Raw genomic sequence first — 19,603 nt, forward strand, 5'->3', positions numbered from 1 at the left:
CTTATTACTAACGGGAATCACGAGAGTGGTTTAAACAGAATGCGTCTTTAGAAGGAAATTACCATGAAAAAATTAATCTTGGCTGCCTTTGCCGCATCGGGTTTGATGCTAAGTAGTGCAGCGTCAGCGGGAATGATGTATATAAATGTTGGCACAAATGATTATGATTTAGCTCGTTTACATCCAGTTTTGGCTGATGCTGATTTCAGAACAGGTAATTTTCGCGAGTTAAGTTATAACTTCCTTTGGGCAACATCGGTCTATCAGCAAGTCGGTGGTGTTTTAACCGGTACGTTCTTTGACACTAATAATTCAGCCACATTATTAGCTCTAGGTATTCCACTTGCAGGTATTACCGTGCCCAATTTATCTGAAAACGGTACTGTTAATTTACGGCATCCCGACTGCTCGCTACTAGCTGGTGAGTGTGATATTGATGCGTTAAGTCCACTGGTACCACCATTAGCATCAAATAATGAGGGATTCTTGCAATCTTGGGATATGCAGCTGTTATACACCTTTAACGGTATCCTAACTGCTACTGGTCCAAAATTTACTGGAGGCCAGATTGATTTCATTTTCAATGATTTTGCAAATCCAATAAATAATAGAACCGTACTCACTGCAACAGTAGTCGGCTCAAAAATTGACTTGGCAAATTTAGATATTTTCTTTGATGTTACCTATGCTGAAACAGGTTTCTTATGGGTGGAAAATAGTAAAGGGGTTTTCGTAGACGCGGCAGCCGGTATACCTGATGGAAAATTTGTAAGACTAGCTCTTAATACCAATGTTAGCCCACCAATCCCAACACCAACAAGTCTAGGGGTAATCGGCAACAATGCTATCCGCCAGTCGTCTCTAAATGGAGGTTTCAGTGCTAGTATCCCAGTTCCAGAGCCAATGTCAGTAACTTTATTAGGTTTGGGTTTACTGGGCATGGGCGCAGCTGGACGTAGACTACGTAGAACTGCGAAATCGGCATAAACCAATACAAATTTCGTATTCAGTTATAAAACGCCAGAGTGATCTGGCGTTTCTATTTCAGCTAATAGCAGCTGAACAACAAAACTAGTTTATACCTAACTGGCGCTTCGCCAGTTTAACTTTTAACTTAAACCATGGGTTAGCGGCACCAAAGGGCATCCAGCTGTATGCAAGCTTATTGCAATAGCCATCAAACTGCATACCTCTTGGTGCACAAATAAGTTCGCCACGACCAAGTAAAATCTTACTGGCATAGGCCGCTGCAATACCCGCACTTAAGGTACAGCCCACTATGGTAGACGGGCCACGTTTATTCGCAAGATCTACCCGACTAGGATCAACCAGATAACTTCGCTGTAATCCTTTGGGCGCCAGCCCGAGATAGAACCGGACAAACTGTTCTGACTCCGTATGTTGGGCTAAGCCAAAATACTCTTCAAAGCTCATTTCTCCCGGCATAAAACAAAGAAAAGCAGTTCCCATTCCCAGCGGCGCCGCCGTAATAGCAGGGATCTGTTTGCGATGACAAATCTCAAACATTAACCGTCGTGCTTTAACCGCAAAGAAATCCAGACTATCAACATAGAGGTCAACACCTTCTAAAAAGGCCTCTGCGTTTTGTTCATTTACACCCTGTGGAAAATCCGCTAATTGGACTTGCGGATTAATGTCCCTCAACATTTGACTGATCACCGCCAATTTAGGTTTATCCAAGGTGCTCATGGTCGCGCCGATCTGACGGTTAAAGTTTTCAATGCCGAAGCTATCAAAATCCGCCAGGGCAAAGTGTCCAATACCCAGTCTGGCGAGCGTGAGTGTATGAATACCACCCACCCCACCACAGCCCGCAATGGCGACTTTTTTACTGCTTAAAATTTGCTGTTCTTGTTCAGTAAACCAGCCAATATTGCGGGAAAAGGCAGCATGATAATCAAACGGTGGAGATAATTCTGCGTGCGTTGTTGTCATACCGTTCTCTTAACGCTCTAGATAAGGTAACAAGAGGACCTGTGGATGGAGGCTATTAAACAGATACTGATACAGCTCCAGTATTTCCGGCGACAACTTCGCGGTGTAATTTTCCTTGCGCAAATAAAACAAGGCTCTAACGCCGTGATAATCCATTTCATCCCCTAATTGCTCAAACGGAAATCCAATTCGTTCGAGCCGTTTCTTTAATCTGGGTTCTACCACAACAAACATTGCGCGGTGATGGCACATCTCAGACAAAGCGATAATACTCAGATACAATCCGACGGCAATATTTGGAAAATTACGTCTCTCCTCTTCGCTAAATACCGCTTCGTCACTACTAAATTCATTAACAACAAAGGGAGTATTTTGTTCACCCAAGCGTCGTCTAAAGGTCTCTGGCACTGCTAATCTGGAAATTTCACTATAAGAGCCTCTTTTATAGTCTGCTAAATTTATAGCACCAGGTCTTATGGAATTAAGGCAATGCGCTTCAAATGGCAATAAACACTCGGGTCTGTTTGGTGGTGATATCACCAATCTTGCAGTACCGGCATAACGTTTACTGGTTTTATGTCTGAGCAACAACGTAAACGAATAGCTATCACACTCATCGGTTTCCATCCGATCTTCCCGCTCTGGCTCCCAGCCTAATTCCTCACAATACACGGCATGACGGATCCGATAAGCCTCTTCCTGCAACGCCTTGGTATTGGCAAATTCGATATCAAAATACTGAGCAAAGTTTTCTGCCAGTGTTTTGCTGGTCATAGCGGCATCCATTAAAAGTTTCCTTTACTTAGTTTAGTGTAAAAGCCGCTACCACGCATTAGAACGGCGCTAAAGTTGTTGTTATGTCAGACATTCCAAGCATGACTACTATCATAGTATCCGAGGTTAAGTTCAACGGTATCACTCTAATTTGTAGGCTGATTTTCTACCATCTAACGAACTCATTGCTATACTGACTTTAGTATGCGCTAATCCGTCTAATATTCCAGCATCAAGCCGCGCATTTTTTCACCAGCTAAGCTAGTATTGAGCTGTTTATCAGGAACTAGAAACGGGCAGCTACGGATATGCATTTGGGGAAACTAACTTTACTCTTTGTTGTTATACTCTCTTTTCAAAATAGTGCAGAGCCACTGGTTAATACTATAGCCGCAGTAAAACCTTCAATTGTGGCCATAGGGGTATATAATCCCACCAGTTCTCCACGGATCCGCTTAGTTGGCACCGGTTTTGTTGTTCAGCCCGGCAATCAAGTCGTGACTAATTATCACGTAATAGCCTCAGCGCTGGATCAGAATCGCCAGGAAGTTTATGTTGTATTATCCGGGCATGGTCAGCAAATGAGTCGACATAATATTACCCAGCAACGCTCAGCGCCCGCCTACGACCTCGCAGTACTAACCATAGAGCAACGGCTACCAGCCCTTTCCCTTTATCAGCAGGCATCACTGATTGCTGAAGGAACAAGCGTTGCTTTTACCGGCTATCCGATCACCCAGGTGCTTGGCTTATATCCCGCGACACATCGCGGTATAATAGCAGCGCAAACACCTGTAGCCATTCCGGCCGATCACTCAGCTAACCTACAAGCAGCGGCTATCCGCAGACTCGGAGCACCCTACTTAGTTTATCAACTTGATGCGACTGCTTACCCAGGCAATAGCGGCAGCCCCCTCTATTTACCCGCAACGGGCCAAGTGATAGCGATTATAAATCAGGTACATATCAAATCAACACGGGAAGCTGTACTAAGTGACCCCAGTGGCATTACCTACGCCATCCCGGTGCAACATCTGTTGCCACTATTAGAAAGTTCAAATTAGCTATGTCATCGCTGTTTACCGCTTCCCCTGAGCAAATTGGTTTTGCTATCGCTGCCTTAGCCTATAGCATGCTGCTGCTACTACTCTTAACCACCAGAAAAACCAGTGTTCCTAAGCTGCTGCTACTTGCCTACACCGCCGGCTGTATTTCCTGGGCTCTCTGGTACACCGTGACTAATGCAATACCCTACTCAGGAACGGCGAGTAAATTTTTCGAATGGTTAAGGCAGCTACTGCTGATACTATTTCTTCTTGCGGCATTACAGTTACAAAACAGTCTAAAGCAGTTTCTACTCCGTCCTCACGTTATATTGGCCTTAGGCTTAGCCCTGGCATGGATGGGGTTAGCCTGGCTTTTGCCAGACACCAACAGCTTGCTATACACCGGTAGCTTGGCATTTTGTATTATACAGTTGGCCTTACTTGAAACCCTGTATCGTAAAGCTTCAGTTGCAGAACGGTGGCAATTTAAACCCCTGGTCATCGCACTGGGCGCGACCGCTGTGTTTGACTTCGTACTTTTGGCTGAGTCTGCTTTGTTCGCCAGAATTGATATGCAACTGTGGCAAGCAAGAGGTTTTGTTTTTGCGTTACTGGTGCCAGTATTAACACTATCCATCCGGCGCATCAAAGTCTGGGAGATAGAAGTGTACATCTCCCGCGATGTGGTGTTACAGAGCACCCTAGTATTGGCCGCGGGCATCTATCTCTGCTTGTTAGCGCTTACTGGATTTTACTTGCGCTATATTGGCGGAAGTTGGTCGGAGTTACTGCAAACCAGCTTTATGGTGCTGGGGTTCGTCCTGATGTTGCTGCTGCTGTTCTCAGGTACCGTAAGAAGAAAGCTTAAAGTTTTTATTGAAAAACACTTCTTTGCAAACCGCTTCGATTATCGTGAACAATGGCTAAAATTAACACAGGGCTTACGTCAGGTTGATTTGAACCAGCCTAATCGCTATCAGCAAATTCTCAGTGTTTGGTTGGAATCTATCCATTACCAACAGGGTGCGCTATTGCAGTTTCAAACTCCCACGCAAATTAAAGTGCTGGCATTGCTGCAACGCCCGGCGATAACAGAGTCGGAACAGCAATTACTTTACAGGTACTATCAGCAACACCAGGCTGATGCCTGGCAGTTGGATTTGAACCAATCAGAAGAGAGTTTGACGGCAGGGCTGGAGCGAAGTGAGTTAAAGTTTCAACTCCTGATGCCTATACGAACCAAAAGTACATTATGGGGAGTGTGTTTGATGCAAAGCAGCCCAGGTCAACAATTAACATTAAACTGGGAATTACGCGATTATCTTTCTGTCGTCTCAGAACAAATCGTCGCTTTGCTACAACTTATTCAAAGTAGCGATAAGTTGAGCGAAAATGCTCAGTTTGCAGCCTTTAGTCGGATGTCAGCCTTTGTGTTACATGATTTAAAAAATGTAAAAGCTCAACTAGACCTGTTATTAAGAAATGCCGTAAAACACAAGCATAACCCGGAGTTTATTGAGGACAGCTTTACTACGCTCGCCGCCATGCAGCAGCGACTCGATCATATGTTAGCACAACTTAACTCTAAACAAGCCCCGGTGCCAAGCGCGCGCAATTTCTCAGTGGCCCCCCTACTTGAAAACGTTATCAAGCAACGTTGTAGTAATAAGCTACCAAGCCCTCAGCTTAGCGTACACAGTAACACCAACTTAAATCTTGATCCGGAGCGTTTTGCCAACATCATGTTTCATCTGTTGGACAATGCGCAACATGCCACAGCTGAAGATGGAAAAATTGTGCTCGACCTGGATACGACTGCTAATGAGGTCATCATAGTTATTAGCGACACTGGCTGCGGCATGACCAGTGATTTTATCGAACAGCGCCTATTCAGGCCCTTTGATACCACCAAAGGCAATGCCGGTATGGGCATAGGAGTGTACGATGCCAAGAACTATATTGAGCAAGCTGGTGGTTCACTTTCCGTATCAAGTGAACCTGGTGTAGGTACTACCTTTACTATCAAACTTCCGCTACACTCAAATGAGCTTAGCGAGTCAATACCTGCGATTCAGGCACAAGGATTGTAGCATGCAAACCGTTCTAGTTATTGAAGACGATCTGGGTATCCAAAAGCAATTAAAATGGAGCCTAAGTGATTACGAGCTAATATTTGCCGGCGACCGTCAGCAAGCCATGACGCAGCTTCGTCGTTACGAGCCAGCAGTTGTCACACTCGACTTGGGGCTTCCTCCTGATCCGGCTAATGCGTCTGAAGGTCTGGCGTGCCTTACCGAAATACTTAGTGCCAAACCTGAAACTAAAGTTATCGTCATAACCGGTAGTACAGATAACAGCCATGCTCTACAGGCTATTGCGCTGGGTGCCTATGATTACTATCAAAAACCACTAGATGCGGAAGTGTTGAATATCATTATTCAGCGTGCTTTTAAACTATCGTCGCTAGAGTCAGAAAATCGGGCGCTAAGAGCAAGTTACCAACAACAGTCTGAAATCATAGGTAATAGCGACGCTATTGTTAAAGCGTGTCGAACCGTTGAAAAGATTGCACCCACCGAAATCACTACCCTCTTGTATGGTGAGAGTGGCACTGGCAAGGAAGTATTTGCCCGGGCTATCCACCGACAAAGCCCGCGACTAAATAAACCCTTTGTTGCCATCAACTGCGCCTCAATCCCAGAAAACTTACTGGAAAGTGAGCTATTTGGTTATGAAAAGGGCGCTTTTACCGGAGCGGTTAAAACTACGCTTGGTAAAATTGAGTGCGCCAATGGTGGCACCTTGCTACTAGATGAAATTGGCGATATGCCTATGTCATTACAGGCAAAAATGCTGCGTTTTTTACAAGAGCGCGTAATCGAAAGGATTGGTGGGCGTCACGAAATAGAAGTGGATGTAAGAGTGATTTGTGCAACACACCGTGATCTGCCAGACATGGTAGCACAGCAAAGCTTTCGTGAAGACTTATACTACCGCGTTAGTGAGATCGTGTTACAAATCCCGCCACTACGCCAACGCGGCTATGATGTTATCCTGATAGCTAAAGCTCTGTTGCATCGATTTAATCAGGAATACAAAACCGAGATCCAAGGTTTTACGGATTGTGCTACGCGGGCTATGTTAAGTCACAATTGGCCCGGTAACATCCGGGAATTACAAAATAAATTGAAGTCAGCCGTTATCCTCGCTGAAAGTAAGTTTCTAACAGCTGGCGATCTCGGCTTTAGAACAACAGAGCTTAATCAGCAGCAAACATTGCGCCAAGTACGGGAACACGCTGAATCGGCAGCTATCAGGCACGCTTATATTCTTGCTAATAACAACTTATCAAAAACTGCAGATGTGCTGGGTATCACTCGCCCTACTCTGTACGCATTAATCGATAAATATCGACTTTACGACTTACGGCAAACGGATAATGAAGCCAATTTCTGATCCCCGGACGGTGCATTTAATGTTTATCGGAGATAAAAAAACCCGCCGCAGCGGGTTTTTTATTAGCACTTGCTTTACAGAGTAATGCCTTTTACGCGGGCTTTTTCTCTAATATAGCCTTCATAACTATTCGCTTGACGCGCTGTCGTTGAATCTCGCTTAGCTTGCTGCAAAGAAGCATAAGCTTCACGCAACTTACCTTGATTCAGGAAAGCATCTACCATGCTCATATGAACGCGGCCTGAGTTACTTGAATCACGAGCCAGTGCTGCTTCAAACGCCTTAATGGCATCGTTGTAACGCTGGATCGACATAAAGGCAAAGCCTTGACGACGATAAGCATCTGCTTCGTTGGTCAGAGCTGCTAGCTCACCGTAGTACTGTGCAGCCTTGGCAAACTCACGAGCCGCCTGAAAGTTAGAAGCCACAGCAGCCAACATAGTGCGGTCTTTCTTAATCTTACCGCTCTTGAGATATTTCTCATAAATTGTTGCTGCTTTGTATGGAATATTATTATTCGCATACATTTGACCCATCATCTTCAGCTCTGACTCCAATTCCAGATAGCCATTATTGTAGGCAATTTGGAATGCGCTCAGCGATTTCTGATAATCTTCGACTAACGTGTAAAAGTTAGCCAAGTAAACCCAGAACTGCCGCTCTTCCGGGAACAGTTGTACCATAGTCTCTACAGTTTCAATTGTTTTCGGATAATTACGAGATTCGTAAAGCGCACCCATTTTCAACATATAATGCTGTCTGTTTGGCTCGCGTGCATAACGAATAGCGTTATCAATTGGTGTCAGAACTTTCTGATACTCTTGTAACTGGTAGTAGGCATTCGCAATACGTAAATAAACGTCCGGGTCATTCTCTCCGGTAAACCGGATCCATGCCTCATAGTTTTTAATCGCATCACGATGCATATTTTCCATCGACTGCAAGTCAGCAACCAGCTTCAACGATGAAGCTTGGTCGGTGAAGCTTAATAAATCTGGCTTAGTCGCTTGTTCCAGATACTTAATGGCTTGCTTCGGATCCTTTGTCGCGTAAAGATTACCGATAAAGCGTGCTAAAAACGCATTATCGAAATCGCTTCCGCCGCGGATCTCCAGCAGGACCTTTAATGCCTCATCAACCTTTTCTTCGTTATAAAGCTCAAAAGCCCGGGTAACACCCCGACCAACCCGTTCACCGGGTAAGGTCGTACGACGATTCTTGCGCTCTTCGATGCGAGCACGATCAGCATCAGTTAATGTCACCTGAGCTGAAGCCGGCACTGTAAAACTAAAGCTTGCAGCAACCAACAGCGCAGAAGAGATAAGAGATAATTTCTTCATAAATTAACCTCCCTGAGCCATGTCTAAAGTAAAGTCCAGCTGCACTTGCTGACCAGGCTGACGCACTGGTTTACCGTCCACAACTTTCGGGCTGTACTTCCAACGACGTAATGCGCGGATAGCTTCACGGTCAAACACGCGGCGTGGTTCAGCTTCGATAACTTCAACTTCATCTACACTGCCATCTTCCATAATGGTAAACCGCAAACGAACCCAGCCTTGCAGACCATCACGAGCGGCCTGAACCGGATAACGTGGTTCAATCCGTACGATTGGCGTCGCGTCACCGTCACGTAATAACGAGCCCGGATCGCCCAAACCGGTGTTAGCACCTAAGTCCAAGCCTGGCATATTGAATGACACTGCACCGGCAGTATTACTCATTTCAGGCTCCGGCTGCGGCTGCTGCGGCGGCTGTGCCGGCGGCGGCGGTGGTGGCGGTGGCGGTGGATTCCGCGTCTGTGTATCTGAGTCCGGCGGCGTGGTATTAATCTCGATGACAATACGCTCCTGCTCAGGAGGCCGGCGGTCGCCGCTGCCCTCAATGAGCAGCGCCATAATCAGAAACAACAGGAACGTTACCACGGCACCGATAATTAACGATGTTAGGAAACGTACCATAGTTAGTTATTCTCCCCGGCAACAGTAATAACCAGCGATGGGTCAGCAGCTTTAATCTGATCCATTACTTCCATTACTACACCGTGTTTCGCTTCTTTGTCAGCCTGGATAATGATGGTATCCGTCGGTGACTCCGCTCTTAAACGCTCAATGTTGGCAGAAACCCGCTCAACATCAACTGGCCGTTTGTCCATCCAAACTTCACCATTAGCACGGATCGCAATAAAGATCGTAGCGCTTGGCTTTTTCACAGCTTGGGTGGCTTCGGGTTTGTTGACATCAATACCGGCTTCCTTCACGAAAGAGGTCGTCACGATAAAGAAGATCAACATAATGAAAACGATGTCCATCATCGGCGTAATGTCGATTGCGGCCTCTTCGTCTTCGCGTATACGTTTACGTGCCATAAAAATTCTCTCTTAATGATGCGGTAAGCTGTCAACGAGATCTGCTTTTTCCCGTTTGACTTTCACTTCCAGCCGCGAACTGAAAAATACACCCGACAAGGCAGCAACCATACCGGCCATTGTTGGAATAGTTGCCATGGAAATACCCGCCGCCATAGTGCGAGGGTTACCGGTACCTTGGGTGGCCATAATATCGAACACCGCAATCATACCTGTTACCGTTCCAAGCAGGCCCACTAACGGGCACATTGCAACTAGTGTCTTTATCAGTAACATTCTTTGATCGAGTTTATCCGTCGCTTCAGAAATCCAGCAGTCACGGATCTTATGCGCATACCAGGAAGTGGTGTCTTCCCGGGCATCCCACTTCGCAACAATTTCCCGTTTCATTTTCGGAAAAATCGAAGTGACATACCAGTAGCGCTCAATCATCAATACCCACATAATGAAGAGCACCGCGGCGACAACGTACAAGACGTTGCCACCCGTATGGATAAAATCCTGTACCGATTCCCACAGCCCTATTAGCTGGAGCATCATTAGGCTTTCTCCTTCTCCGCGTGAGCCGCTACGATACCAGCGCTTTGCTCATCCAGAACTTGCAGAATTGATTTAGCACGAGATTGTACAATGCTGTGTACGAATAACAGTGGCAGTGCAGCAATCAGACCCAGAGCGGTAGTTACCAGCGCCAGAGAGATTGAACCGGCCATCAGTTTCGGGTCACCAGTACCGTACAGGGTAATTTGCTGGAACGTCAGGATCATACCGATAACAGTACCTAACAGACCCATCAGCGGCGCTACAGCAGCAAACAGTTTGATTAAGCCGATACCACGGTCAACTTTTGGCGTTTCGCGCAGGATAGCTTCGTCCAGTTTCAGTTCCAGGTTTTCTACGTCAGCATCTTTGTTGTCGTGGTAAACTTTCAGGATCCGGCCCAGTGGGTTGCCAGTAGACGGGTTGTTCAGGTTTTTCAGCTGAGCACGCATCTTGGCACCAACAGCAGACAATACCAGTACCCGCTCTAACGCGATCAGTAAGCCGATGAACAGTAATACCGTGATCAGGTAACCTACAGTGCCACCCTGGTGGTAGTATTCCATCAGTGTTGCACGTTGCTGGTTCAGACGTAACAGTGAGTTACCCTTAGTCGGGTCAACGTACAGGCTGGTTAATTCACCGGCGCGGGCGTTGTGGAACGCTGCTACTGAACTATGGATTTTTGACTGTGGAGCACGGCCCAGTGGTTGGATCTGGTCAGTGTCTACGTTACGAATTAAATAATCAGTGCCAGTGGTCAGGTGGAAAGCACCGAAACGGGTTACGCGCTGGGTAGAAGTACCACCAGCCAGTTCAACCACTTCAGCATCAAACTTAGCAATCTTACCTGATTCAGTCATTTCAGTTAACATCGCTACCCATAGCTCTTCCATTTGCTCAATGGTTGGCAGTTCAGTAGCTGCAGCGATATCACGCAGTACTACGTCACGACCTGGGTACTGAGCACTAACGATCGAGCTTGAAATAGTACCAACGGTTTTGTTCGCTGTTTGACGAACCACACCGAATACCTCACCCATAGTACCCAGGGCGCTTTGCAGCTCCTGTTGTTTCTGAGCAATAGCGATATCGTTTTGGGCATATTGTTGCTGTAAACGCTTACCACGGGCTTCTTCTTCAGCCAGTTGGCGCTTAGCAGTGTTTAACAGGGCTTGCTTGTCTGCACGCTCAGCCAGGAAAGCACGCTCACGCTCTTGGTTGATCCGGCCTTCCACAGTGCGCTGTTGTTGGATTTGCTGTAATAACTGATCCAGCTTCTGAGTGTTTGCAGTCGCGTTAAAGGCTACTGATGCAGAAAGTGTTACTGCCGCAGCGACGACTAAACTTTTAATTGCCAATTTCATCTATTCTTACTCCGCTGCGAAAAGTGGTACACGATCCATTTCAAGCGTGGCTTCACGACGTGCCATCTTGATAAAGTTACCGATTGACGGTAAGTATGAATCCGCTAACTTATCCCAGCTACCAGTGCTCTTGTTATACACCCAGCCTGAGCTGCCATCTAATGCCAGCGCCATCAGCGCTAAACGGCCCAGATGTACGAAATCAACAGTAATGTCGCTACCGCCAGTGCTCAGTGTGCCCTGGAAGGCAGCCAGCTCTGTGCCGTAACCCATTTCGATTTCATAGGCTTCTAAAATTTGACGGAATTGCTCAGAACGCTGCACGTCTGAACGGGCCATCAGATCACGTAAACGTTGTACGCGCTCTAAACGACGGTCGGTACGCAGCGGGATGTCAGCCTGAATAAATTGCTCTAATGAGTCAATCATGCGGAACATCAGTGGCACTGTGCCTTGGTTGGTCTTTTCTAAGCCGTCGATCTGACGCTGGATGCGGTCAATTTGACGTTGCTGGTCAGCAACCAGTGTAGCCAGGAAATCGTTGTAAACTTTCAGGTTGTCGGTTTGGTCAACGACAACACGATATTCGCCCAGCAGTTCCTGAGTCTGCTCATAAATAGTATTGATTTTTTCCTGAGACTGTACTGCTGCACGCTGGATTTGTGCATTTGCCTGATGCAGATCTTTTAAATCTGTCGCTGCAGCTGAACCAGCCAGGGCAAAACTGCCCGCCAGTGCAGAAGCAACAAGGCTCATATGGATTTTTTTATTAAACATAGTTCCCAACCAATTATTGCTGATTAACGTAACCTGATGTTGTAAGGGGTCGCCGTATAGCACGGCAGCAGCCCTCGTTTTAGAGGGTAAACCGCCCGCATCATTACAGGTAAAACGCCGGATGTCAACAGACAGCCAGCGCTGATAAGGCTTTCACCACCTGCCCTGTACGGAGGGTTTAGCACCAATTTTAAGCCGCGTTAAACAGAGCACTCACCTTGTTTAACGCGCATTAAAAATTCTGGTTATTTAATGTTCGGCGTTAATTTACCCGCCACATATAAATCAACCATCTTATCCAATGACAACGGCTTGATTTTACTGCCTTGCCCGGCGCAGCCAAAGGCTTCATAGCGGGCAATACAGATATCCGCCATTGCTTTTACGGATTCCTGTAAATATTTACGCGGATCAAATTCGGCCGGGTGCTTCGCCAGATAGCGACGGATCGCACCGGTCGACGCCAGACGCAGGTCGGTATCAATATTGACCTTACGCACTCCGTATTTGATCCCTTGCTGGATTTGCTCTACCGGCACACCATAGGTTTCCGGGATAGCACCGCCATATTCGTTGATAATTTCCAGCCAGTCTTGCGGCACCGAAGAGGAGCCGTGCATCACCAGATGGGTATCCGGGATCCGCTCATGAATGGCTTTAATACGGTCAATCGCCAGAATATCATCTGTTGGTGGCCGGCTAAACTTGTAAGCACCATGAGAAGTGCCACAAGCAATAGCCAGGGCATCAACCTGGGTTTCACGCACAAACTGCGCGGCTTCTTCCGGATCAGTCAGCATCTGATCATGGCTGAGCTTACAATCTGCACCTATGCCATCTTCTTCACCTGCCTCACCGGTTTCCAATGAGCCTAAACAACCTAACTCACCTTCTACTGAGACACCACAAGCATGCGCTATTTCGACAACCCGGCGGGTTACTTCGACGTTATAAGCATAGTCCATTGGCGTTTTACCGTCTTCGCCAAGAGAGCCATCCATCATCACTGACGAGAAGCCCAATTGAATGGAGCGCTGACACACGGCTAATGAGGTACCGTGATCCTGGTGCATCACCACCGGAATATGCGGAAACTCTTCCACTGCCGCCAGGATTAAATGACGCAGGAAAGGCGCACCGGCGTATTTGCGGGCACCGGCTGATGCCTGCACTATTACTGGGCTATCCGTTTTATCGGCAGCCAGCATAATGGCACGCATCTGTTCAAGGTTATTTACGTTAAACGCCGGCACGCCGTAGCCGAATTCGGCGGCGTGATCGAGCATTTGCCGTAAGGAAATCAGAGCCATTGCTTCCTCTCTTTTATACTAAGGTACAGTTTTAGGTAAAAAGTTTTCTTTTTTGTTATTGTTTAATTCTGAGCGCGTTCTTCTAAAATTGCTACTGCTGGCAGCGTTTTTCCTTCCAGAAATTCCAGAAATGCTCCACCACCGGTCGAAATGTAGGAAATTTGAGCCGCAACATCGTATTTATCAATTGCCGCCAGGGTGTCACCGCCACCGGCAATTGAAAACGCCTCGCTTTGTGCGATAGCTTCAGCCAGCGCCTGGGTGCCGGCACCAAACTGCTCAAATTCAAACACTCCGACCGGGCCATTCCAGACAATGGTACCGGCATTTTTCAAAATAGCCGTTAATTCGGCGATGGTGGCCGGGCCAACATCAAAAATCATATCGTCAGCGGCTACCGCAGCGACGTTTTTCAGCTCCGCCTTTGCCTCGGCACTAAAGGCTTTACCTGTTACCACATCGGTTGGTACCGGGATATTACCACCACGGGCTTTCGCCTGTGCCATTAAGCGCTGCGCTTCCGGGATCAGATCATTTTCACACAGTGACTTACCGACATTGTGACCTTGAGCTGCAATAAAGGTATTGGCAATACCGCCACCAACAATCAGCTGATCAACAATACCAGACAGTGACTCCAGTACGGTCAGCTTGGTGGAGACTTTAGACCCCCCGACGATAGCGACCAGTGGCCGTTTTGGATTTTTCAGTGCAGCGGATAACGCATCCAGTTCTGCGGTCAGTAACGGACCGGCGCAGGCGACCTTAGCATACTTGGCGACACCATGAGTCGATGCCTGAGCGCGGTGCGCTGTACCAAAGGCATCCATCACAAACACATCGCAAAGCGCAGCCAGTTTTTGCGCCAGCTCATCGTTGTTTTTGCCTTCGCCTTTATTAAAGCGCACGTTTTCAAACACCACGACTTCGCCCTGCGCAACCTCAACACCCTTTAGGTAGTCTGCAACCAGCCGCACCGGTGCCGTTAACGCTTTAGCCAAATAGTCTGCTACCGGCTGCATTGAGGATTCGGCGTCAAACACGCCCTCTTCCGGCCGGCCCAGATGCGACATCACCATCACTTTCGCGCCCTTGGCCAGCGCCAGTTCAATGGTGGGAATTGCGGCTTTTAAGCGTGCATCTGAGGTTACCACGCCGTCTTTAACCGGTACGTTTAAATCTTCGCGGATCAATACACGTTTGCCGTGCAGATCTAAGTCGCTCATACGGATCACAGACATCTTTCTCTCCCTGGGATTAAACTCGAATTAAAGTTGCAATTAAAAATCCTGGCTCATCACTCTGGCGGTATCCAACATCCGGTTGGCAAAGCCCCATTCGTTATCGCACCACACCAGGCATTTCACTAATCTTTTGTGGCTGACCCGGGTTTGGCTGCCATCGACAATGCAGGAGTGCGGATCATGGTTAAAGTCGACCGACACTAATGGCGCTTCAGTGTAATCTAAAATGCCGCTCAGTGCGGTCTGACCGGCTGCGCGCAATACCCGGTTAATTTCGGCGATGGTCACGTCCTGATGCAGGGTAACGCTAAGGTCCATCGCCGTAACATTAATAGTGGGCACCCGCACCGCTATGGCTTCAAAACGCCCGGCCAGATGCGGCATAATCCGCTCGATCCCCAGTGCCAGCTTGGTATCCACCGGAATAATCGAATGGCTGGCAGCACGGGTGCGGCGTAAATCCGGATGGTAGGCATCAATCACCTGCTGGTCATTCATTGACGCATGAATGGTCGTAATAGTACCGCTTTCAACACCAAAGTGCTGATCCAGTACCTGGATCACCGGTACAATACAGTTAGTGGTACAGGAACCGGCCGAAACCACCTGCATCTGCGCGTCTAACAAATGCTGATTAATGCCGTAAATTACTGTGGCATCGATATCGGCGTCCGCCGGGTGCGAAAATAACACTTTTTTGGCACCGGCCTGCAAATGCCAGTTGGCGTGCTCCCGGCTGTGAAAAACACCGGTACACTCCAGCACAATATCCACCCCAAGCTCGCGCCAGGGTAACTCCAGCGGATCAGGTTCATTAAAGAGTGCAATCTTGTCGCCGGCGACACTCAAGCCACCCGGGATCGCCGCAACCGGATAGCGAAAACGGCCATGGGCACTGTCGTAACGTAGCAGATGCGCCACACCTTCGGCTTGCGCCAGCTCATTAATCGCAACCACCTGCAACTGCTGTTGCCAGCCGTTTTCATAAATGGCGCGCAAAATGTTGCGACCGATACGGCCAAAGCCGTTTATTGCCAGTTTAATTGTCATAAGCTCAGCATGAAAAAACGGGCCCGGTAAGGGCCCGTTACAAAACCAGAATTACGCCAGCAAGTTTCTGGCAGTCGCCAGCACGTTAGCGGCGGTAATACCAAAGTGTTCAAATAGCTGCTCAGCCGGTGCCGACTCACCAAACGTCTGCATACCAATCACGGCGCCATTTAAACCAACGTATTTATACCAGGTATCCATAATACCGGCTTCCACCGCAATCCGCTTGCTGACACTGGCTGGCAGCACGGCTTCACGGTAACTGGCGTCCTGTTGCTCAAACACATCCGTCGATGGCATAGACACAACTCGCACGGCCTTACCTTCGGCTTGCAACGTTTTAGCAGCCTGCATCGCCAGCTCTACTTCGGAGCCGGTAGCAATGATAATTAGCTCAGGCGTCGCGGCAGAGTCCAGCAGCACATAGCCGCCGCGCTTAATCGCGGCCAGTTGTGCTGCGGTACGCGGCTGCTGTACCAGGTTCTGGCGGGTAAAAATCAGCGAACTTGGGCCATCTTGGCGCTCAATCGCTTGCTGCCAGGCCACCGCTGATTCTACCTGATCGCAAGGGCGCCAGTTCATCAGATTCGGGGTAACACGTAAGCTGGCCAGCTGCTCGACCGGTTGATGCGTTGGACCGTCTTCACCCAAACCAATTGAATCGTGGGTATAAACAAAGATCACTCTTTGCTTCATCAACGCAGCCATCCGCACGGCATTACGGGCATATTCCATAAACATCAGGAAGGTCGCGCCGTAAGGGACAAAGCCACCATGCAGCGCGATACCATTCATCATGGCAGACATACCAAATTCGCGCACTCCGTAGTAAACATAGTTACCGGCGGCATCGTCTCTGGTCAGCGGCTTAGAGCCAGACCAAATGGTCAGGTTAGAGCCGGCTAAGTCGGCCGAGCCACCCATAAACTCCGGTAATAGCGGGCCAAAGGCATTTAACGCATTTTGTGATGCCTTACGGGTGGCAATGGTTGCCGGGTTGGCTTGTAATTGTTCAATATAAGCCTGGCTTTGTGCCGCCCAATCGGCAGGTAAAGTACCGGCATGACGACGCTTAAACTCAGCAGCCAGTTCCGGATAAGCTTTTTCGTATTCAGCAAAGCGCCGTTGCCAACTTTGTTCTGCTGCCGCGCCAGTCGCCTTGGCATCCCAGTCAGCATAGATATCCGCCGGGATTTCAAAGGGGGCGTAAGGCCATTGTAAAAATTCGCGGGCAGCGGCAATTTCCGCTTCACCCAGTGGTGCACCATGGCAGTCATGGCTGCCACCTTTATTCGGTGCGCCATAACCGATCACGGTTTTGGTGCAGATCAGTGTCGGTTTGTCGGTCACGGCGCGTGCCTGTTCAATCGCCGCTTTAATCGCTTCCGGATTATGGCCATCAACATTGGCCACCACATGCCAGCCGTAGGCTTCAAAGCGCGCAGGGGTATTATCGGTAAACCAGCCTTCAACATGGCCATCAATCGAGATACCGTTATCATCCCAGAACGCAATCAGCTTTCCTAAACCAAGAGTACCGGCCAAGGAGCAGGCTTCGTGCGAAATCCCTTCCATTAAACAGCCATCGCCCAGGAACACATAAGTATAGTGGTCAACAATGTCAAAACCGGGGCGGTTAAACTGCGCCGCCAGCGCTTTTTCGGCCAGCGCCATCCCCACGGCATTGGTAATACCCTGCCCCAGCGGTCCGGTGGTGGTTTCTACGCCCGGCGCATAACCGAACTCCGGATGACCCGGGGTTTTAGAATGCAGCTGGCGGAACTGCTTTAGATCATCCAGTGACAATTGATAGCCGCTCAGATGTAACAGCGAATAGATCAGCATCGAGCCGTGACCATTCGACAGTACAAAGCGGTCGCGGTCGGCCCAGCCTGGGTTTTGCGGGTTATGTTTCAGATAGTCACGCCATAACACTTCGGCAATATCGGCCATCCCCATTGGGGCGCCCGGGTGGCCTGATTTAGCTTTTTGCACCGCGTCCATACTTAAGGCACGGATGGCATTGGCGAGTTGTTTACGAGATGGCATGCAGACTCCTGACAAATTGCGCTGATTATTCAGACTTGAGGTTTGCAGTGTAACCCGACACAGGCTGTTACTAAAACGATTACTGTGGGGGTTTAGATGGCTGTATTTTCACCCAGCCGCCGTCAGATGGCAAATGATTATCTGCGACCTTTTTTGCAGCGCGGTGATCTGGTAGCTCGCGTTTACGTAATTTCCGGCATGAAAGACGTCTGGGCGTAAATTTTTCTGGTAATCGCCGGGGGCTTTCACTAAAATAAGCGGCTATTTTTTTGGCGCCTGCCGGCTAAACTGAACTGGCAACAGCTGCGCCTGCTTAATCTCAGCGCTGTGACAGTGTCACGGCGCTTTATGTATTAACTAACGTGGTGGAAACTAACAGATGGCACAACATATTTTCACGTCTGAGTCTGTATCTGAAGGGCATCCGGATAAAATCGCTGATCAGATTTCCGATGCGGTACTGGATGCGATCCTGGAACAAGACAGCAAGGCGCGTGTTGCCTGTGAGACCTTCGTTAAAACAGGTATGGTGTTAGTCGGTGGCGAAATCACGACTTCTGCCTGGGTTGATATCGAAGAGCTGGTACGCAAAACCGTACGTGAAATTGGCTACACCCATTCTGATATGGGTTTTGACGCCGACTCCTGCGCTGTATTAAATGCGATTGGTAAACAATCACCCGATATCAATCAGGGTGTAGATAAAGCTGATCCGCGTGAGCAAGGCGCGGGTGACCAGGGTTTAATGTTTGGCTACGCCAGTAACGAAACCGACGTGCTGATGCCGGCCCCTATTACCTATTCACACCGCTTGGTACAGCGTCAGGCCCAGGTGCGTAAAGACGGTACCCTGCCGTGGTTACGCCCGGATGCCAAGTCGCAGTTAAGCTTTATTTACGAAGACGGTAAGCCAGTCGGTATCGATGCCGTAGTATTATCTACCCAGCACTGTGACACCATCAGCACCGCTGATCTGCGTGAGGCGGTAATGGAAGAAATCATTAAGCCAGTATTACCGGCGGAGTGGTTAAACAGCAAAACCAAGTTCTTTATCAACCCAACCGGTCGTTTTGTGATCGGTGGCCCTATGGGTGACTGTGGTTTAACCGGCCGCAAGATTATCGTAGATAGCTACGGTGGTATGGCGCGCCATGGTGGTGGTGCTTTCTCTGGTAAAGATCCATCAAAGGTTGACCGCTCAGCGGCTTATGCTGCTCGCTATGTCGCGAAAAACCTGGTTGCGGCTGGCCTGGCAGAGCGTCTGGAGCTGCAGGTATCCTATGCTATTGGTGTTGCCGAACCCACTTCAATCAGCCTGGAAACCTTCGGTACCAGCAAACTGAGTGAAGACGAGCTGATCAAACTGGTACGTGAGCATTTCGATCTGCGTCCTTATGGCCTGATCCAAATGTTGGATCTGGAACGACCAATTTATCAGCCTACGGCGGCTTACGGTCACTTCGGCCGTAACGAGTTCCCGTGGGAGAAAACCGATAAAGCTGAGCTGTTACGTCAGTACGCAAAGTAAGCGACTTAATGCTTAACGGCTGAAAAAGGAGAGGAGACTCTCCTTTTTTCTTTTTAATTTGGCGCTTCAGCCGATTTGCCGCTTACCCGCAGCGCGCTTTTGTGTATTATTAGGGCGTTTTAGCCTCCAGGGTCTGAT

At 48.5% G+C, this 19,603-nt stretch carries 18 protein-coding genes; 6 read left to right on the forward strand and 12 right to left on the reverse strand.

All coding sequences use genetic code 11. The features are described from left to right. The first annotated feature begins 63 nt into the window (after positions 1-63). Positions 64-987 (forward strand): hypothetical protein, encoded by a 924-nt coding sequence (locus AJE_RS03145; protein ID WP_008949626.1) that lies wholly within the window; start codon positions 64-66, stop codon positions 985-987. An 84-nt stretch (positions 988-1,071) separates the two neighbouring features. On the opposite strand, the gene AJE_RS03150 is transcribed toward AJE_RS03145, so the two are convergent. Together AJE_RS03150 and AJE_RS03155 are read right to left on the reverse strand one after the other, a co-directional pair. After that, on the reverse strand, positions 1,072-1,956 hold the full coding sequence (locus tag AJE_RS03150; RefSeq protein WP_008949627.1) for a ThiF family adenylyltransferase: 885 nt from the start codon (positions 1,954-1,956) through the stop codon (positions 1,072-1,074). Between the two features lie 9 nt (positions 1,957-1,965). Further along, entirely contained in the window at positions 1,966-2,730 is a 765-nt protein-coding gene (locus tag AJE_RS03155; protein ID WP_138984188.1) for a PEP-CTERM/exosortase system-associated acyltransferase, read from the reverse strand. A gap of 308 nt (positions 2,731-3,038) precedes the next feature. Between AJE_RS03155 and AJE_RS03160 the strand changes: the two genes are divergently transcribed. From AJE_RS03160 to prsR, 3 genes are read left to right on the forward strand one after another with little or no spacing between them, the layout of a single operon-like run. Then, the gene (locus AJE_RS03160; RefSeq protein ID WP_039927946.1) at positions 3,039-3,794 is read left to right on the forward strand and encodes a S1 family peptidase; all 756 of its coding nucleotides are present in this window, start codon (positions 3,039-3,041) and stop codon (positions 3,792-3,794) included. Positions 3,795-3,796: 2 nt separating this feature from the next. After that, positions 3,797-5,866, forward strand: a complete 2,070-nt coding sequence (prsK, locus tag AJE_RS03165) for an XrtA/PEP-CTERM system histidine kinase PrsK (RefSeq protein ID WP_008949630.1) — start codon at positions 3,797-3,799, stop codon at positions 5,864-5,866. 1 nt (position 5,867) lies between these two features. After that, on the forward strand, positions 5,868-7,232 hold the full coding sequence (gene prsR / locus AJE_RS03170) for a PEP-CTERM-box response regulator transcription factor (RefSeq protein WP_008949631.1): 1,365 nt from the start codon (positions 5,868-5,870) through the stop codon (positions 7,230-7,232). 74 nt (positions 7,233-7,306) lie between these two features. On the opposite strand, the gene AJE_RS03175 is transcribed toward prsR, so the two are convergent. The 10 genes from AJE_RS03175 to tkt all read right to left on the reverse strand — a co-directional run bounded on the left by AJE_RS03175 (position 7,307) and on the right by tkt (position 17,937). Beyond that, positions 7,307-8,572 carry a tetratricopeptide repeat protein gene (locus AJE_RS03175; protein WP_008949632.1) on the reverse strand — a complete coding sequence of 422 codons (1,266 nt, stop codon included), beginning with the start codon at positions 8,570-8,572 and terminating at the stop codon, positions 7,307-7,309. A gap of 3 nt (positions 8,573-8,575) precedes the next feature. Further along, positions 8,576-9,193, reverse strand: coding sequence for an energy transducer TonB (locus AJE_RS03180; RefSeq protein ID WP_008949633.1), 618 nt, complete (start codon positions 9,191-9,193; stop codon positions 8,576-8,578). Positions 9,194-9,195: 2 nt separating this feature from the next. Beyond that, on the reverse strand, positions 9,196-9,600 hold the full coding sequence (locus AJE_RS03185) for an ExbD/TolR family protein (protein ID WP_008610054.1): 405 nt from the start codon (positions 9,598-9,600) through the stop codon (positions 9,196-9,198). Positions 9,601-9,612: 12 nt separating this feature from the next. Next, positions 9,613-10,137, reverse strand: coding sequence for a MotA/TolQ/ExbB proton channel family protein (locus tag AJE_RS03190; RefSeq protein WP_039925623.1), 525 nt, complete (start codon positions 10,135-10,137; stop codon positions 9,613-9,615). Between the two features lie 2 nt (positions 10,138-10,139). After that, complete coding sequence (locus AJE_RS03195) at positions 10,140-11,507, reverse strand: MotA/TolQ/ExbB proton channel family protein (protein ID WP_008949634.1); 1,368 nt, start codon at positions 11,505-11,507, stop codon at positions 10,140-10,142. Between the two features lie 6 nt (positions 11,508-11,513). Then, positions 11,514-12,284 carry a DUF3450 domain-containing protein gene (locus tag AJE_RS03200; protein ID WP_008949635.1) on the reverse strand — a complete coding sequence of 257 codons (771 nt, stop codon included), beginning with the start codon at positions 12,282-12,284 and terminating at the stop codon, positions 11,514-11,516. A gap of 245 nt (positions 12,285-12,529) precedes the next feature. Further along, entirely contained in the window at positions 12,530-13,594 is a 1,065-nt protein-coding gene (gene fba, locus AJE_RS03205; RefSeq protein WP_008949636.1) for a class II fructose-bisphosphate aldolase, read from the reverse strand. Between the two features lie 62 nt (positions 13,595-13,656). Further along, on the reverse strand, positions 13,657-14,835 hold the full coding sequence (locus AJE_RS03210; protein WP_008949637.1) for a phosphoglycerate kinase: 1,179 nt from the start codon (positions 14,833-14,835) through the stop codon (positions 13,657-13,659). 39 nt (positions 14,836-14,874) lie between these two features. Further along, the gene (epd, locus tag AJE_RS03215) at positions 14,875-15,888 is read right to left on the reverse strand and encodes an erythrose-4-phosphate dehydrogenase (RefSeq protein ID WP_008949638.1); all 1,014 of its coding nucleotides are present in this window, start codon (positions 15,886-15,888) and stop codon (positions 14,875-14,877) included. 51 nt (positions 15,889-15,939) lie between these two features. Next, on the reverse strand, positions 15,940-17,937 hold the full coding sequence (gene tkt, locus AJE_RS03220; RefSeq protein ID WP_008949639.1) for a transketolase: 1,998 nt from the start codon (positions 17,935-17,937) through the stop codon (positions 15,940-15,942). A 96-nt stretch (positions 17,938-18,033) separates the two neighbouring features. Between tkt and AJE_RS18870 the strand changes: the two genes are divergently transcribed. Together AJE_RS18870 and metK are read left to right on the forward strand one after the other, a co-directional pair. After that, entirely contained in the window at positions 18,034-18,156 is a 123-nt protein-coding gene (locus tag AJE_RS18870) for a hypothetical protein (protein ID WP_272941530.1), read from the forward strand. A 160-nt stretch (positions 18,157-18,316) separates the two neighbouring features. Continuing rightward, positions 18,317-19,465, forward strand: coding sequence for a methionine adenosyltransferase (metK, locus tag AJE_RS03225; protein ID WP_008949640.1), 1,149 nt, complete (start codon positions 18,317-18,319; stop codon positions 19,463-19,465). Positions 19,466-19,603 lie beyond the last annotated feature (138 nt).

Origin of the sequence: Alishewanella jeotgali KCTC 22429, from assembly GCF_000245735.1 — a bacterium.
GTDB classification, from domain to species: domain Bacteria; phylum Pseudomonadota; class Gammaproteobacteria; order Enterobacterales; family Alteromonadaceae; genus Alishewanella; species Alishewanella jeotgali.